Below are 16,801 nucleotides of genomic sequence, written 5' to 3'. Positions count from 1 at the left end.
ACCTCTAAATTACATAGTTGGGGGTTCTTTCTTGCTTCGATCCTTAACCTTAGCATTAGGAAATTTCCTCGGTTCGCCACCGCCACCCTTTCTATTGCTAGTATCATTGTACTCTTTTATTAGCTCATCCCACGCTTTATCGTACTTTTCCTTATCTTTTTTCTTCTGCTCACGAATCCCATCCCCCGTAATAAATCCATCCTTTCCTCGGAATGGTTGCATTAGCGCCGCCTTGATAATACCAGAGGAAATTAAGATAGTTTTGATGTCATCGATAAGCGCTCCCTTATCCTGATTTTCAAGGGTGATAATTTTTTGGGTGCTATCCTCTAAAGCCTCCTCTAAGGTTTCACCCTCTGGATTAAAAGCATAAGGAATTTCCTTTTCTTTTTCCCTAGATTTATACCCTAGAAAGGTAGCATTTGCCCTCGCAATATCCGAGGCAATGATGGCGGCGTTTCCTGCCTTGGCACTTTCCACTAAGTTTTTCATGCCGATCGCAATACTTGCCTCACTATTATTTTGGGTATTGATGCCCACCCCGATCAATTCAGTGAGAGCCTCACCAATATTAGGAATACTAACCTTAGTACCTTCATCATCCTTATTCTTTTTATAGGTAAAGGTAAGGGGAAATTGACCTAAGATACCATCCAAATTTTTAAGTAAATATTCTTGCCATTCAAGGGCATCTTCAATAAATATCTTGGGTTGCTCATTGTTTTCCCCATATTTTTCGGTATCGTATAATAAAGACTCTGGTAATGTAGCAGGGAATCGGTGAAACCCAGAGCGATAAAAGATACTGCTAATCAAGTAAGTAACAAATTGCTCAATATTCTCTATTTTGCGATCGCCTATTTTATTGCTAGTAACAAGATCTTTCGCTTCCTTAACATTTTTATTTGGATCATTTTCCAACTTGTACTGCACCTCACCAAAATCCTTAATAACATCCTCAAACGTTTTTTCCTTAAAATCTTCCTCAGAATAACCTAGTAACTCCCACATCGGCTTGACCTTAGGCTCGGCTTTGCCATTGATAGTAAATTCTTTCAACTTATCATCAACCTCTACCTCCTCAAAGTCAGTAACAATATTATTAGTAGGCTCCATAAAAGCCTCGGAACTTAACGAGCGGTATAATTGAGCAAGGGTAGAAATAGAATTTATGCCAAAAATAAACTGACCATCACCCCGAAGCCCTGCCAACCTTTCCGAAGCAATCAAGTATCCCGAATAGTGAGGGGGAATACTAAACGATTCACCCTTTTTAACCGCCTCATCCAATAATTCCCTTTGTTGTTTTGCCTCCTGTTGAGCCTGTTTGAATTGTCCTATTAACGAGGCATAATCGCTATTTCTCCTAATGCCTTGCTTATCTGGGGATAAAGGATTAAAAAGAAGATTAGTAGATCTTTGTCGCAAAGCTCCGAGGGCTTTCCCCACATTAATGGAAGTACCGACAGGGGTTTCAAATTCCGCTTGATTATCAATGCCAGTAGGTAATTTTGGCGGTGGGGAATCTGGTAAAGGATTAGATCGCCCCGAATCTCTCAATGGCGGAGGAAAATAATTATTGATAATCTTGTTATTAAAAGTATTCGCACTGGTGCTACTGTTAAAAGTCTGATTGTAATAATTATTGGTGTAGTTAGTAGTCTGATTATTTTGTGGTGGTCTTGGCTGTTGTGGTGGCGGTTGCTTAGTTTTCAAAGTAGCATCAGCTACTGGCTCAATATCCACAAAAAGATTATAAAGGACACCCCATGCGACACCGCCCCCTACCGTATCAAAAATACTCATTTTTTAACCCTCGTTTTGTATTGCTAAATTCATTAAAATCAGAAAAGCAAGATCTGCCAACGTCATACCCTCACCATTGAACCCGGGATAACTTACTATGGCAGTGCCATTATCAACCCCCACGCTCAAATTTTTCTCCAAAACAGGTACACCTAAAGCGCCCAAAACCTCTTGACTAATAGCTTGAGATTTTAACGCCCCCAAGTTCGCTTGAGAGGCATGGCGGTTAGTATCCTGACTGAGATAAAGTAAATCTAAAAGCCCTTGTCCAAGCCCATTGTAAGTATAGTAAGGGGTTTTGAATTGTGCATCATTACTTGAGTGACTAGGATTATAATTAGGGTTAGCTACCACATAAGAGCCTAATTGCTGTAACCCCAAAGAGCGATCCAAATCCTGCAGCATCACGTGCAAAAACTGAGGTAAAGATTCACATAGCACATAGCCACCGTCAACAATTTCCTCCTGCCCACTAGAGGCACTGGTTTTAAATCGATTACCCTTCACCTCGTAAACTATTCCTAATCTTTCCTCTCCTTCTTTTCCTCCCGTTTGTCCTACCTTGCTACCGCCTTTATTTCTTCCAAACTGCCCTAAACTCCAACCAGCGGGAATAGTTTCACCCTGATCCAAATGTTTGGACTGCCTTAAACTGATTATCCCCCCCGCCAAGTCAAAACATAACCCTAACGCCTTGGCAACCTCATCTAATCTTCTAGCTATGTGCATATATGCAGGTTCTTGCTCACCATCCTTTTCATAGGTTGCATATTCACTCGCTCCTAAACAGGCATGAATTTCTTTTATTCTTATTGAATCAACCATTTTCTTTTTGTTGTTTTAAATCTCTTAAATAATTTATTGCTTGTTGTCCTTTTACACCTAAAATATTTCCTTTAAATTCTTGTATTTGGTTGATTTCTTCCTCACTAAATAGATTATTAATTAGATATAAATTACATTGTCCATTTAAATCTCCCCCCGAAGTAAAATCAAATTCAGTAGTTAAGCTAAAGTACGCTTCATCTCCTGTCTTTTTTTCATGAGTGTAATGACTAGAAACTTTTGAAACACTGAGAAGCCTATAACTGTCTTGATCTGAAATATAAAGATGTTCTACGGTATCCGAGTAGTATAACTGTTGTTTATAATCGCTATCAAACTGTAAATTAATATTATTATTATTAGCATCCCGATCTACGATATAGTTTATATCCGTTCCGGAAACAGTTCTGGATCTTAAATTACTCACTATTTGGCTTTTTTGAGCAGCGTAATTTTCCCTATGTAAAGGCAAAATTACCGTTTGTAGGCTACCTGAATCATTTAATTCAGTAGAATTATTTCTAATAATAATATCTCCATCTAACGAATTATTTAATTCTAGTAAATTAGGGGAAAAAGGGCTAAATAAGGAATCTCCAAATTCATCTACACTTACGAGAGCATCATAAAAAGGAATTAAAGATTGTTTATATTCAATACTATTTGTAAAGCTATCTGAATTATCTTCTAATCCTCCTAATATTGTAGTTATGTAAATTTCTTTATCGGATAGACCGCTTCCGACTAAAATATAACTGGGAATACCACCTAGGTCATTTAAGGTTTTACCGTTTTCCCATTTATTATTGTTGCCATAGCATAAATAGCATTTATTTAATAAATAATTTGGATATTTTTCAATTTGAAGATTCCAAGGGGCGTTTACCACATCCCTTCTTAAAGGTATGGGGTTAGTAGGATAGGGCTTTTCCCCCCACGCCTCCCATAAACTATTTATCTGTCTTGATGATGTATAGTATTCAGGAGGAATTGAGGTATTGTTTAAATAAATTCTTTCTCCTGAAATAAATACTCCTTCTGGTCCCACCATATTAGGTGGAAATAAAACTAAATCTGCAAAAACGGCATTGAAATTATAAGGGTAAAACGTAATAGAATAATCCACTGAAACAGATAATTGAGCAACATAAGATTGGTGAGGTACTTCTACACCTATGTAGGTTTGAGAGGTACTTGCTGCACTATAATTAGGATATTCATCAGCTTGAACATATTTTTTATGTGATTTAATAATGGCTCTTTCATCAAAGTAATTAATAAGACTATTTTTAAGTTTATTAAAATAAATATCTATATTTTGATATTCTAAAAATTCTTCACTTTGAAGATTAACAGGTTGCCATTGGTCATTTTCCAACCTTGAAATAACCATAGAATTGATACAAAAAGTATTAGGGTTATCATCAGGAAAATAATCATCTTTAATCCAGTATCTAATTATTTTGTTTAGGTCAATAGTTTTATTAGAACCTAAATTAAGATGAAAATAACACTTGTTCATAGTGGGAATACTACTCATAATTCCCTCTTGAAAACCCTGATAAAGTAACCCCGAAATAATATATTTCCCTTGCGATAATTCGATGTTATAACTATCTGTTGAGTTATATATTTGCAAAGGTTGTCTTTCTATCCAGTTCGGGAATGATTCTAGTAAATAATAAAGCGTATCTTCAGGTAATTCTCCCTCAATATAATCTTCAGTATCGAAATAATCCTTTCCTCTTAGAGTTTTGAGCCTTCGGGGGTAAATGTTGTTATTAGGACTAAAATTAAACGCCTTTAAAAACTCGTATAACTTAGTTGAATAATCCTCAGCCCAAGGATAATTTTCAGGGGTAAACCTATCCACTGCCATCAACTCAAATGCCGGTATCCCTACAATGTCAATCAATTCATTGAACCCTTGAGGGAGATAGGTAAACTCCATTACATCGTAGGTTTGATCCCAGTCGTACCTTGCCACGGCAGGTTTGAATTCAATATCATAATCAGGATGTTTCATTAACTTAATACCACCTTTTGAGTCTTGTATGGGTGGTTTGTAGGTAATTCGTCTACTAATCCCCATTTCCATGCTAAGTATCCTTCTATCTTATTTCTAGTCTCTAAGGAGAGGATTGATGGAATAAAAATTATTTCAGCTAGTACCCCATTATAGTAAGTTGATGTCGTTCTAATTATCGCCCCTATTTCCAAAAACGTACCGTGAATTAGGGGGGGGTCGTAGCTTTGAGAAACTGAGTTTTGTACCCCGCTCACAAATGGTGTAACTAAATTAGTATCAAAAAATAAATTAATTATTCCACCAACACTTCCACTTAATGGATTATCGTAGGGGACTTGTAAAAAACTTCCACTAGTGGTATATCTTCCAAACAGCCCCGTAGCATTAATTATAAAACCCCTAGGTGGAGATACTTCATAGTCACTATTTAGGAATGGTCCACTTCCTTTAGTAACTAGAAAAACGTTGAAAGGTAATATATTGTTTAAATCATAGGGACAAGAAAGCCAGTAGTTCACACCATTAAAACCTAATGCCGTCTTCCCATTCATGGTACCTATAATGGGTCTGCTATTAATCATACTTTGAATAGCATGACGGCTATTCCCAGATTTATCTCTCCACTCACTTACAGCCTCTGAGACTAGAGTAATAGTAGAATTATCATTAGCGTCCAACCATAAAGAAGGTGATAAAGATAGTAAATCCAAAACCCCAACATTGGGCACAGGATATAATAACCGATCGCCTTTATACACCTTTTGAGCCTCTGTGTTGCCATAGTATAATTTACTGGCATTATTCAAATTTAATACACTCATTATTTCTACCCATTAATCACATAAAAAGTATTGCTGTCATACGTTCCTAAAGCATCATAAGCACTCTGGGTTAATACTGATACCGTAGGACTTACTCCATCCTGACCATCAACGCCATTAGTCCCATCTTGACCAGCCACGCCGTCATTAAGAATTACCTCACCTACTTTTTGAGTTTTGGCTAAATCAGTAAAGAACTCTACTGTGTGAGTACCATCACCATTCGTAATAGTAGTTGTGGCAACTACCCCCTGACCATCTTGACCATCAGCACCATTTACCCCATCCGTACCATTCACACCATCAACACCGTTGGTGACAACAAAAGTGCCTATGGTGATCGTCTCACCAGCATCCCCCCAAATGGTGTAAGTATCCACATTCGCAGTGGTATTAGTGAGGGAAATATGATCAATGGCAATACTTGCGTTACTAATATTGATTACCCCAGAAATAGCATCATAACTACCATTCCCCGTGACTGAAATTGCGCCCCTAACCCTATCATTGGTTACATATAAATTGTTATTACCCTCAGCAATATCATCCGTGGTTTTAGTGGTCAATAAAGCATTTACCGCACTATCGGAATAATATTTATTCGTTGCACCTTCGCTTAAGTCATCCGTGGTTTTGGTACTTAAATCAATATTTGCTAACTCCGTAATTAACTCATCAATCAAGGCATTGTAACGATTTGTGAGAAAACTTCCATTAGGATGATTCGCCTGAGCTTCTGAGGTGGTAGGAATATCATTTCGCCCTGTAATTATTGGTATTTTGTGGGTAGAAATAGCCATATAATGTTAATTAGTATTTTTGTTTATTTTACCATGGAATTAATAACAAAATCAGAGCGAGATTTAATTGGAATTGATAGTTTAGAAAGAGCTATAACCCTAGGTGCTTTATTGGTTCGCAAGGGATTAAAATTAGCAGAATTACCCACAAACTCAGTATTACTTTATCAAGATTTTACTAACACCCCTGAAGGTAGAAAACCTAATTTAACCTGTGAGGTAAAAATTCCTTATAATCAACCTACTTTTTTAGGATTAGGTGCAGATTTTCTTGAGGCAATTACTCCTTTTTCTTCTAATCTAATTTCCTATGATGGGGATGCTGTTCCCCCTACGGAAAACAATTTTTATCCTTTACCCTCCGAGCCTGAAAACTTATCCCTAGAGAAATATTTGGTTTGGGCAATGAGTGAATGGATAATAATTAATAAAGCTAATAATCCAGAAAATTGGAACGTTACTGGTTATCTTTCTTTTTTAGAAGAAGCTAATCCCGCCGTGGTTTCTGCAAAGGTAATATTAAACTTTGATTACACCAAATATTTACACTCCAAAAACGTTTTGGCGGGGGTTATTCCTAACTTATCTTTAGAGCAAGAATTTACAACCCTTGTAGGCGAAGCCCTATTTGGTGACTCCTTTTTTGTTGGCAATTAAGGCTTGAATAAAATAAATGTAGGCGGTGGCTATTATCCAAATAACAAAGTTTAACCACATGAACCAATCTTCTCTGTAAGAATCAATGAAAGGGAACAAAATAAGAACCGTAATTCCATAGCTAAGTATTGATATTAAGGTCAATTCTGCCCCTTTAATTAAACTTTTATTTGATGGTAGCCACTTAAGATGTTTTGGGTTTGGATCTTTTTCCCTCCATATCCAAAAATGCAGGTAACAAAAGCTCAAATAGTAACTTAAAAAAGCTACAAAAACATAGATTATTCCCCAAACGCTTAGATCGATTATTAATGTTCCGTAAAATACGTAATATCGACTTACAATTTTTAAAACAAAAAGGCTGGGGATATTATAGGCGAATAAATCTAACGATTTTAACCAATGCTTAGGACGAGGAAACCATGTGGGATATGCCATAATAAATTTAGATTGAGTTTCTACTGGTTATGAAAAAGGGGGTATCCTATTCCCCCTTAAATTTTATCTTTTCTTAGGCATAATAACCTCCGCTTCGATCACATCATTAAAAGTATTAAGGTTAAGTTGATTTAGTAATTGAGTAATCTTCTGAGTAGCTTTACCATAATTAATTCTTGCCTCATCATATTGTTCTATCAAAATCCTAATTTGAGGGCTAACAATTTTCTGATCCTCCTGAGTCAAAATAGACAAGTCAGGCAATGATTGAAGGCTATTAATTGCTCTGAATAGCTCAAGGGAATTTTCATTAATATTTTCAGTAAAAGTTTCTAAAGCCCCCATCCAATTAACGAACTTCTTAAGGCGATAAGCATCGGTTTCAGCTTCCCCCCTCAACTTTTTAGCTTCTTTCAATTCATTCTTGGTTTTCCTGATTTGCTCCTCTAGCTCTTGCTCTTTTCCGAGTAACCTTGCTTTTTCTCGATCTATTTCCTCTTGGGCTAAAAGTTTGGCTTTTTTGTCGATGAGAGTATCTATTTCCACTTGCTTGTCACCCAGTTCCTTTTTTTGTTGAGCAAGTTCCAATTCCTTCTCAAAGAATACTTGCTTTTTATCCTCCATCTCTTTGATAGTTTGGTTTTGGGCTTCGTATTTTTCCTCCTTAAATCTAAGGGATGATTCTAAGCTAACAATTTGGGTTAACCTTGAATCGGATTCTATTTCAGTCTGTTCTAATTGCCCCTCAAGAATACTGATACGAGCTTCATACTCTGATTTAATTTTGGCTGTAATTTCTTTGATTTCTTTTTCTGTTAATGCCTTACCTTTTTCCTGAGTTTTGTTTTTGACCTCGTTTAGTATTTGCTCTTTAGTTGTTTCATCTGTTTTTGAGAAACCCGAAGCTAATTGATAAATAGCTTCAAAGCTATTAGGTAAATTATAAGAATCCTTATAATTTGAGGACAATTCTTGAGCAACCTTAATATATTTTCCCGCTGTGATTTGACTCCATTCAAACTCGCTTTTAACCCATTTACCAAAACTACCATGGGGTAATGCCTTTTTAACTGCAATCAACTTGTTACCAATCTCTATGATATTCTCCCAGATTGCTTTTTCCCTTGCTTTAATCTCAATAGCTGATTCTTTGGCAAGGGATGCCGTAGCAATATCTAACCCTGAATAATCAAATTTTTCCGTTGATAAATTACTCATTATTTCCTCCTTCAAAATATCTATCCCAATCTTCTGGCTCAAATTCTTCCATATCAGTATCAGGATCAAATAGCCATTCATCCCTTACTTGCACAAACTCATCAAAGGATTCTGTTTCAAACCTATCATTATGGAAAACGGTGTTTGTTTTTTTAGCTTTTTCACTCATAATTACCTCAATAATTTCCTTTTAAACTCATTCAATTCTGAAACTTGCAACCGTAACTTAAACAACTCAGCCCGTAGATGAGCTAATTCTTTATCCTGTTCTTGGAGAGCTTGTACTGTCTTGTCTAAAATAGACACTATTCTTTGATGATTTTCTGTTAATTTTTGGTTGTTATTCATTGCCTTCTAATTGATTGATAACGATATTTCTTTTTGAGAGATATTCTGATACTCCTTGATGGGATATGATTTTGCCTCTTTGATGGATAGCTTTTTTGTTCATTAAAGTGAACTTAATATTTAGTGGGTGGTGTTGTGACTTATTGTTTAAAAACATATCCACTGCGTCAAGATAATTAGGAAAAACATTTCTTGACAAGAGCGAAATAAAAGAATTTAAATAATAGGTTTTAGTATGGCAACGTACTTTCCAAGGTTTCACTAGATATAACTGCACTCTTGAAATCTGAGGTGGTAAGAACATTGAGCGAACCATGGTCGAGCAACCAGTCTTTAATGTCTGAATTTGTAGTTTTTTTGACGATCCATTGGACATCATATCCTTGCTCATAATAATCAATAGTCCTATTTTTTATTTCCTCTAAGCTAATGGGAGATAGTTGGATCTCAAAAGCGATACCGTATCCAGTAGGGAAAAGAACCATAACATCTGCTCTACGAATAATTTTGTTGTCTTTTACAATGGAATATTCAACAGAAATTTTGGCATCTTTATAAGACTCTAAGCACTTTTCATATATGCCTAGTTTTAACGCTAAATGATATTGAGATTCCCCAGCTAATGAGCAATTTTCAGTTTTTTTAGTGTGAACAAAATGGGGTAAATAACCTTTTCGCCCCCTAGGAAACATTACTGTTTTACACTCTGGACATAATAAATCCCCTTTTGGGTATTGTCTTAATTGTGTAATCGATATTTCTAAAGCTGTCAAGGTCTCTTTTGTTGTGGCTAAAATAGCGGTGAAAGGCATATCCATCAATTCCCCTCTAATTGATTAACAATCAAACTATCAATTCCCTGCAAAGCAAGATTATGATTTTCGATAATTGCGTTGTAAGTTTTCGCCGCTTCACTTGCTTCGGCTTCCCAGTAAGTGAGTAAATTATTAAGCCTTGTCAGATAAGGTAAGGTGGGCGCGTTGGCTATTATTTCTTTCGCTTCCTCAAGCCCTCTTTTAATCCGTGATGCTGATTTGTGCAACTCATGAAAGGCTTTATCATTGATTAATTGAGCCTTGGTACGGGCAAAAGGATTTTTGATGCCATTAGGATTTTGGATTTTATGTTGCCAAATCTTCCATGCCAAGTAATCTTCAATATCATCGAGAAAATATCCCTTGCCTTTTTCGTTGCAATATTGCAGAAATAATTTACTCACTTTCTTGATGTCTGCAAACTTTTCTAATGGTTGCGTTACTCCTTTTTGGGATAATCCCCCAAGGCTACGAGCAAGTTTAGTCTCTAAAGGACACTTAAGCGATAAGCAATGCAGATATAGTAATTCGTACTCTGATTCTTTCATAATTTATCTACAATAAAAATGTACAGGCGTGTATGTGGTTAGGCCCTTTCGGGGGCTTGATAATCAGCTATTACCTTGATGCGATGACGGTTATAAACGCTACGATCTACCGTCACAATGTTGTTACCTTCAAAGTAACCTATTACTTTTCTCACGACTTCCCAGCTTACTTTACAATTTCGCCTTATGCCGTCGTAAGTAATTCGTTTATCTGGGGGATGACGACTCAGGTAGTCGAATATTCTTTTGGTTTGCTGTTTAAAATTATCACTGGGGGGCGGTGCGTTGAGAATTAAATCACCCCTCAAAAATGCCTCCATCCTTTGGTGTGCTACCCAGCAATCAGGATGGAAATTTCTATCGCTTTTCTTGACAATGTCCCCTTTGTACTGTGTACCGACCCAACAATACCAACATTTAGCCTTTTCTGTTTCGGGTTCAGGCTGTTCGGGTTGTGGTTCAGACTGTTCGGGTTCAGGCTCTACATATTGAGCCTTGGGGATAACTTCACCATTGTCGAGGAAAACATAATTATCTAACTCAGCTTTTAGGCATTTGGGTGATAAACTCACCCCCGCCGTCTTTTGCAAATATCCCTTCAGAGCTTTTATTTTTTCAGAATCTTTCATAGAACTTAAAAATATAATTAAGCTCTATTGTGTACTATTAGTACATCAAGTGTCAATGAGAATTTGAGTAAAGTTTCACAGAGTTTCTAAAAATCTGCTCTGGTTCTACGTCTAAGATTTGACAAATTTTGAAAAACTTATCCTTTGAAATAACATTTTTTCTACCACTTAACAAATGAGCGACGAAGGCGTAAGATATAGTACCATTGCTTAACTCAGCGATTTTTCTTTGAGACAATTTCCTTTCTTGAATAAGAAATTTAATATTATCTCTAGCTACGTCATCTAAAATTAAACTTTCAATATTACTTAATCCAATCATTATTTTTCCGTTGACATTTATCTTCATATGATTTACTCTTAGAATATCAGTTTTACTCTTAACTGTTAAGTAAGCAGGTGATGCGCTAAATCACCTGCATTCAAAAACGAACAATCACAAAGTGATGTACTCCCATAATATCAAAAATGAATAACAGCTTATTTTTTGAGTGTAGAGGTGTATTCCATGGATAGATACACCCTAATAATACGTAAGGAAACTTTCTACGAGTGCGAGGTCCATGGAACAGAGTTAGACTTTGCAGATCCAAGAGGACTACCACCCCAACACGCCGATCTTTTTCTCAACCCCGGCAAGTACGGAAAAATAACAGAGCAACAAAGCGAAATTGTTAGCTACGAAAAAGGAAAGATTCGAAGTTTAAATACCCCTTTCCTGATACCCGTCGCCGATGACGAAGTAGTTAATGTGTGCCAGATTGTCGAGATGTCTGTTGATGAGGAAACTGGCGATTTACTGGTAATTCTGGGGGATGGATCATCCATCACTTTTGAACCTGAACAGGCAGGGGAATTTTTAGATTACTTCGATTCAAGTCTCTTTGATAAAGCACCAAAAATCAAAGAACTGAAAGAAAAGAATATCCCTTTTTAACCAAAGAAAAACCCTCTTTTCCCAATAAAAGAGGGTTAATGATTCAGACAAATAGACGTTTTTTTTGGAGAATAATAGAATGTACCCCTCAAGGCAATCCAATAGTAATATTGTAGCACAAAATGTACTTAATGATGACCATAAATCATATCTTTTAAGCCGTGGAATTAATGAAAAAGTAGCTTTTAAATATGGCTTTTATACAGCTTCACCTTCAGAAGCTAAAACCCTTATTGGTCAACAGTTAAAAGGTTTAGCGATTCCTTGTTATGATATTGATAAAGAAGTAGTTGCTCACCGATTACGCCCCTTAAAAAATGATTGGTATTCCAATCAAGAATTAAAGGATTTTTATCTTGAATCTAAGGGAGAATTACCCAAATTTTTAAGTAAATCCAAAGGAGAAACTACCGAAGAACAAAGAATTAATAAAGCCTATTTTCCCCCTACCCTTGATTGGAAGAAAATACAGCAAAAATCAAGTATTGATATTCTTATTACCGAGGGTGAAATTAAAGCCCTTGCCTGTTCCTTGCACGGTATCCCTACGATCGGCATTTCTGGGGTAAACAATATTTACAACACCATTGGTAAGATGAGGGAATTTTTGCCCGAATTGGAGTGGGATTGTGATGAGGAATTCAGATCAAGTTATTGGCAGGGGCGTAACGTAGGATTATGTTTTGATAGTGACATTGTTAGTAAATGGCAAGTGCAACGGGCTTTATGTCAACTTGCTAAGGAAATCAAGGCACGTGGGGGAAAACCCTTCATGATTTTATTACCCACCGAGGCGAACGGTGAAAAGAATGGGCTTGATGACTTTTTAGTAAAGCATGGTGGCGAAGCCCTTGAGAGATTGATTCAACAATTCAAGATTCTTCAAAAGTCAAAATCTCCCATCTTGGCTTGGGATAATGAAGAAAAACAATACTCCTTACAAAATCTTGAGCCGATCGCATCAATCAAAGGATTAATGGCTTGGTCATGTTTAAAAGACTCCCTCGTTCATCGTGAAGGTTACGGCTGGTACGAATGGGATAACAAAAAATGGAAGCTGGTAAGTGAATCAAAGGTAATGGGATTACTGCAAAATTTCCGTTATTCCAATGAATGGTTAAACCTCAATGACAAAACCGTATTTGAAGATTTTAAAGGAGGTCTTAGTAAAAGCGAAGTTGAGTTTAACCGTAGTAACATTCTCGGTTTTAATAATGGCTACCTTAATACTGACACTAACGAATTTTTGCCCCATGACAAAAGCTATTACGTAACCTCAATTTTGCCCTTTGACTATAACCCCAAGGCAACCTGTGAAAGTTGGTTAAATTTTCTAAATCAATCCTTGGGTAACGATACCCAAAAAATTGAATATGCAAGGGCATGGATGCGATGGATTCTCACCCCCAAAAATAACAATAAATTTCCCATTGAAGCTACCCTTTGGATCGTTGGTCAACAGGGTACGGGTAAAGGTACTTTTCTTAATATCCTCAGTAACTTAGTCGGTGAGGAAAATTACGGCGTATTTACCCCCGAAGCGATCACAGATACTAATATGTTATTCGGGTTGGTTGACAAGAAATTAGCAATCAATCAAGACGTTACAGGATTCATTTCTAACATAGGCGTTTATAACCGTATCTGTTCTAACGAGTTGGTGAATGTTTGGAATAAATACCATAACCAATTTGCTACCAGATTGAACACCGTTACCGTTTTGGCTATGAACAAACCTTTGAGCTTTTCGGGTAATGGTAGCGAAGGGCTTAAGCGGCGGCTGCACGTTTTGACCTTTGACCGCCCCCCCGAAAATCCTGATTATGACCTCTCAGAAAAATTAGAATCTGAGTTGTCGGGTATTTTTTCATGGGTTTGGGGATTGTCTTTGACTGACACTAAACAAAAGCTAAAATGGCGCGACACTCGAGCCACTTCAGAAATTTACGAATCTCAACTCACAGAATTATTATTTTTACGCGAGACATTTCCTGATGGTTGTGGACACATCACCCCCAGTGACCTTTATCAACAATTTGCTGAGTGGTGCAAAAATAACGGCTACGGTGTCAGTAATTCTCAAAACTTTTATCTATCCCTCAAGAAAATTGACGGGGTGGTGGGCGATCGCACAAGAAATGAAAGATTTTATATTATTCCCCCTATGGGTGATTATCATGATGAAAGTTTCAAAAATGCTGAAACCTTTACTATCACTGGGCGTGACGGGTGTGACGGGTGTGACACCCCCCCCGTGACGGGTTCAAACCCTTACACAGCGGGGGGTGTGACGGGTGTGACGGGTCTAACTCAAAAGTTTTCTGGCCAAAAAGAAAAAAATAACTTTGACTCAAAAAACTCTTTGCTCTCAGAGTCAAAACCTGTCACCCTTCAGTCACAGCAAGGCTTTGACCCTGTCACCAACCCTGTCACCGAGTCAAAACCTGTCACCCCTCATACACAGCAAGGATTACAGCCTTTTGAGTTGATTTTGTCTGAAGCCTTATTGCAAAAATTAGACACTATTGACAAAGATTTGTTACAAATCTTCAACAATGCAAAATCTGAGAGGAATATTTTTGATGGTCTAATTTCTGCATGGAAAAATGAGGTTGAGCGACTCGGGAAAAATAAGCAATGGTCAAAATCTGAATTTAAGAAGAAAACGGGATTAGATAATCCCATGGATGCTGATTATGTTCAGTGGTTAGACTTTATTAGTTATCTCAGAGGGTTAAAAGTTACCCCAAAACCATCTCCCAAAAAGGCTGAAGTCAAAAAGACTAAAAAATTTATCCCCAAGCCCGAAGCCCCCGAAGTAAATTTAAGCGACGTGTTACCCCACCTCGAACCCGGCACTGGTAAGCATAAACGTAATTATGTTTGCCCCTGTTGTGAAAAAGATTACTTATCAGTAAATCCGGGTAAGGGATATAAATGTTGGAATAAAGAAACCAATTGTGATACCAAGGAAATTTTTAAAGGGTTTGTAGAAATTCTCAAAGAGCATAACCCCACTTGGCAACAATACGAACGTGATTTCCAGCAATGGCAAGATGAAATTAATGGGGGTGGTGCGAATGGCTAGAGCTAAAAAAGGCATGGCAAGGTTAAGTGTTAGCCGTGGAATGCTAAGGGTACAATTACCACGCACCCTTTTCAATGGATCACAAAAATACCTCTATTTAGGCATCCCTGACAATAAAGAAAATGCTAAGATTGCGCAAGCTAAAGTTGACTTAATTAACTCTGATATTGTTATGGAGAGATTCGATTTTAGCTTAGAAAAATATAAATATCCTACTGCCCCAATAGTTGAAGCGATTGACTTTATTGCTCTTTACGAAAAATATATGGCTTTTAAGGTTAATCATTTAACAAGAGGAAGTATGAAAAATTATATATCTGTAAAAAATAAATTACAGATAATGCCGTCAGGAGTTCTTGAAAAACCATCAAATATTAAATCGTGGCTTTTAGAGCATAACACCCAAGAACAAGCAAGGAGAGTATTAGTTAACCTGTCTGGATGTTTAGATTGGGCGGTAGAGAATGAGTTAATTGTTAATAATCCTCTTAAAACTTTAAAAAAGATTAAATCAGTGAAAAATGACACCATTGATCCTTTTTCAGTAGAAGAAAGAGACTTTATCATCAAGTGTTTTGAGCAGTCAGAATATTTTTTCTACTATGTACATTTTGTTAAATTCCTATTTTTCACTGGTTGCCGTCCATCGGAAGCCATTGCACTTGAGTGGCGAAATGTGGCCAAGGATTATGTTTTGTTTAAAGAAGCCATTGTCGAAAGGCAATATCAGGATCACACCAAAACCCGTAAATCTCGTAAATTTCCTGTTAATGAACAGTTAGCAGAAATTTTAGACAGCATCGATCAAGAATCAGATTATGTTTTTGTCGCTAAAAAGGGCGGTATAATTGATTTGCATAATTTCACCAATAGAGCATGGTCACATACTTTAAAACAACAAAAAATACGCTACCGACCCCCTTATAATTGTCGTCACACCTTTATCACCCTTTGCCTTGATGCTGGCGTCCCCATTCAGCAAGTGGCAAATTGGGTAGGCAATTCTCCAGCGGTAATATTAAAGCATTACGCTGGTCTAACTCGTTCAAACGTTCCCTTAATTTAATAATATTATGAGCCATTTACGTTTAGAAAAATATACCATTCTTCAAATATTACCTGCTGAAGGATGGTATGCCAAATACAAGCAAGACGATGAAACTAGCGAGTACGTAAAAATTATGTGTTTTGCATTAGTCGAATTTTTACACGAAGGACAAAAGATTAAAACAGTAGAGCCAATGGATTACGATCCTTGTGAAGGTAGTGACTTGTGTATTAATATTAGTAATTTTCAAGGAATAGAATATCTACCTCAGATAAGTGACTAAAATTAATTTGCACGTCATTTGCACGTCAAAAGTTAAGTTACTAATAGCTAAAAACAAGAAAACTGGTTAAAGACTTTGCACGTCATCTGCGAGTCAAAAACCAGTAAATCTTATTATTTATTAGTGTTTCGGAGATTTTACTAAACCATGACCCTAGGACTCTCTGACCTCTGGTAACGCAAAAAATAAAATGCCGGGAGGCGGAATTGAACCGCCGACACGAGGATTTTCAGTCCTCTGCTCTACCGACTGAGCTATCCTGGCTTGAATTTGACACTTATATAATATAACGAATATTTTTAAAGTTGACAAGGGTTTTTGAAATATTTTTTATTTTTATTCAAATTTATAAAATTTTTGTTTTACAGGAGAAAACTGATCTTGTCTGAGTTTATGGGATTTAGAATGGATTTTTAACATTAATATAAATTTTTCAGCAAGGTTTTTTTGCTTTTCTGACGACAATTTCTGACTACAATAGGACTGTGCTTCTTTAATTGTCTTGGTGGCT

18 protein-coding genes and 1 tRNA gene are annotated in these 16,801 nt (G+C 36.7%); 5 read left to right on the top strand and 14 right to left on the bottom strand.

Annotated features, from left to right (window positions below):
• Positions 1 to 9: 9 nt before the first annotated feature.
• The 5 genes from AA637_RS11235 to AA637_RS11215 form a co-directional block, all read right to left on the bottom strand.
• Positions 10 to 1,806, bottom strand: coding sequence for a hypothetical protein (locus AA637_RS11235; RefSeq protein ID WP_446682831.1), 1,797 nt, complete (start codon positions 1,804 to 1,806; stop codon positions 10 to 12).
• A gap of 3 nt (positions 1,807 to 1,809) precedes the next feature.
• Complete coding sequence (locus tag AA637_RS11230; protein ID WP_446682830.1) at positions 1,810 to 2,631, bottom strand: hypothetical protein; 822 nt, start codon at positions 2,629 to 2,631, stop codon at positions 1,810 to 1,812.
• Complete coding sequence (locus tag AA637_RS11225) at positions 2,624 to 4,582, bottom strand: hypothetical protein (RefSeq protein ID WP_446682829.1); 1,959 nt, start codon at positions 4,580 to 4,582, stop codon at positions 2,624 to 2,626. Before AA637_RS11225 ends, AA637_RS11230 begins: the two co-directional genes overlap by 8 nt.
• A gap of 74 nt (positions 4,583 to 4,656) precedes the next feature.
• Positions 4,657 to 5,481 carry a hypothetical protein gene (locus tag AA637_RS11220; RefSeq protein WP_446682828.1) on the bottom strand — a complete coding sequence of 275 codons (825 nt, stop codon included), beginning with the start codon at positions 5,479 to 5,481 and terminating at the stop codon, positions 4,657 to 4,659.
• 5 nt (positions 5,482 to 5,486) lie between these two features.
• Positions 5,487 to 6,281 (bottom strand): phage upper tail fiber protein, encoded by a 795-nt coding sequence (locus AA637_RS11215; RefSeq protein ID WP_446682827.1) that lies wholly within the window; start codon positions 6,279 to 6,281, stop codon positions 5,487 to 5,489.
• Between the two features lie 3 nt (positions 6,282 to 6,284).
• Between AA637_RS11215 and AA637_RS11210 the strand changes: the two genes are divergently transcribed.
• The gene (locus tag AA637_RS11210; RefSeq protein WP_446682826.1) at positions 6,285 to 6,938 is read left to right on the top strand and encodes a hypothetical protein; all 654 of its coding nucleotides are present in this window, start codon (positions 6,285 to 6,287) and stop codon (positions 6,936 to 6,938) included.
• Here AA637_RS11210 and AA637_RS11205 read toward each other — a convergent pair.
• The 8 genes from AA637_RS11205 to AA637_RS11170 form a co-directional block, all read right to left on the bottom strand.
• Complete coding sequence (locus AA637_RS11205; RefSeq protein ID WP_446682825.1) at positions 6,906 to 7,376, bottom strand: hypothetical protein; 471 nt, start codon at positions 7,374 to 7,376, stop codon at positions 6,906 to 6,908. The two genes, AA637_RS11210 and AA637_RS11205, sit on opposite strands and share 33 nt — an antisense overlap.
• Before the next feature lie 63 nt (positions 7,377 to 7,439).
• Entirely contained in the window at positions 7,440 to 8,594 is a 1,155-nt protein-coding gene (locus AA637_RS11200; RefSeq protein ID WP_446682824.1) for a DUF3102 domain-containing protein, read from the bottom strand.
• Positions 8,587 to 8,763: a hypothetical protein gene (locus AA637_RS11195; RefSeq protein ID WP_446682823.1), complete on the bottom strand. Its 177-nt coding sequence runs from the start codon at positions 8,761 to 8,763 to the stop codon at positions 8,587 to 8,589. Before AA637_RS11195 ends, AA637_RS11200 begins: the two co-directional genes overlap by 8 nt.
• 2 nt (positions 8,764 to 8,765) lie before the next feature.
• Positions 8,766 to 8,942, bottom strand: coding sequence for a hypothetical protein (locus AA637_RS11190; RefSeq protein ID WP_446682822.1), 177 nt, complete (start codon positions 8,940 to 8,942; stop codon positions 8,766 to 8,768).
• Positions 8,943 to 9,172: 230 nt separating this feature from the next.
• A complete protein-coding gene (locus AA637_RS11185; protein WP_446682821.1) occupies positions 9,173 to 9,754 on the bottom strand; it encodes a competence protein CoiA in 582 nt (193 codons plus the stop codon).
• Between the two features lie 5 nt (positions 9,755 to 9,759).
• Positions 9,760 to 10,305 (bottom strand): hypothetical protein, encoded by a 546-nt coding sequence (locus AA637_RS11180; protein WP_446682820.1) that lies wholly within the window; start codon positions 10,303 to 10,305, stop codon positions 9,760 to 9,762.
• 38 nt (positions 10,306 to 10,343) lie between these two features.
• Positions 10,344 to 10,934, bottom strand: coding sequence for a hypothetical protein (locus AA637_RS11175; protein ID WP_446682819.1), 591 nt, complete (start codon positions 10,932 to 10,934; stop codon positions 10,344 to 10,346).
• A gap of 52 nt (positions 10,935 to 10,986) precedes the next feature.
• Positions 10,987 to 11,283 carry a helix-turn-helix domain-containing protein gene (locus AA637_RS11170; protein WP_083260465.1) on the bottom strand — a complete coding sequence of 99 codons (297 nt, stop codon included), beginning with the start codon at positions 11,281 to 11,283 and terminating at the stop codon, positions 10,987 to 10,989.
• Positions 11,284 to 11,442: 159 nt separating this feature from the next.
• Between AA637_RS11170 and AA637_RS11165 the strand changes: the two genes are divergently transcribed.
• The 4 genes from AA637_RS11165 (at position 11,443) to AA637_RS11150 (ending at position 16,290) form a co-directional block, all read left to right on the top strand.
• Positions 11,443 to 11,871: a hypothetical protein gene (locus AA637_RS11165; RefSeq protein WP_446682818.1), complete on the top strand. Its 429-nt coding sequence runs from the start codon at positions 11,443 to 11,445 to the stop codon at positions 11,869 to 11,871.
• 79 nt (positions 11,872 to 11,950) lie between these two features.
• Positions 11,951 to 14,959, top strand: a complete 3,009-nt coding sequence (locus tag AA637_RS11160) for a phage/plasmid primase, P4 family (protein ID WP_446682817.1) — start codon at positions 11,951 to 11,953, stop codon at positions 14,957 to 14,959.
• Positions 14,952 to 16,025, top strand: a complete 1,074-nt coding sequence (locus AA637_RS11155; protein ID WP_446682816.1) for a tyrosine-type recombinase/integrase — start codon at positions 14,952 to 14,954, stop codon at positions 16,023 to 16,025. Before AA637_RS11160 ends, AA637_RS11155 begins: the two co-directional genes overlap by 8 nt.
• 7 nt (positions 16,026 to 16,032) lie before the next feature.
• Positions 16,033 to 16,290, top strand: a complete 258-nt coding sequence (locus AA637_RS11150) for a hypothetical protein (protein ID WP_446682815.1) — start codon at positions 16,033 to 16,035, stop codon at positions 16,288 to 16,290.
• A gap of 191 nt (positions 16,291 to 16,481) precedes the next feature.
• On the opposite strand, the gene AA637_RS11145 is transcribed toward AA637_RS11150, so the two are convergent.
• A tRNA-Phe gene (locus tag AA637_RS11145) sits at positions 16,482 to 16,554 on the bottom strand.
• Between the last annotated feature and the right edge of the window lie 247 nt (positions 16,555 to 16,801).

It is taken from the genome of Cyanobacterium sp. HL-69, assembly GCA_002813895.1.
Lineage (GTDB): Bacteria > Cyanobacteriota > Cyanobacteriia > Cyanobacteriales > Cyanobacteriaceae > Cyanobacterium.
The sequence above is the reverse complement of the archived record's forward strand: the minus strand, read 5'-3'. Positions and strand labels throughout refer to the sequence as shown.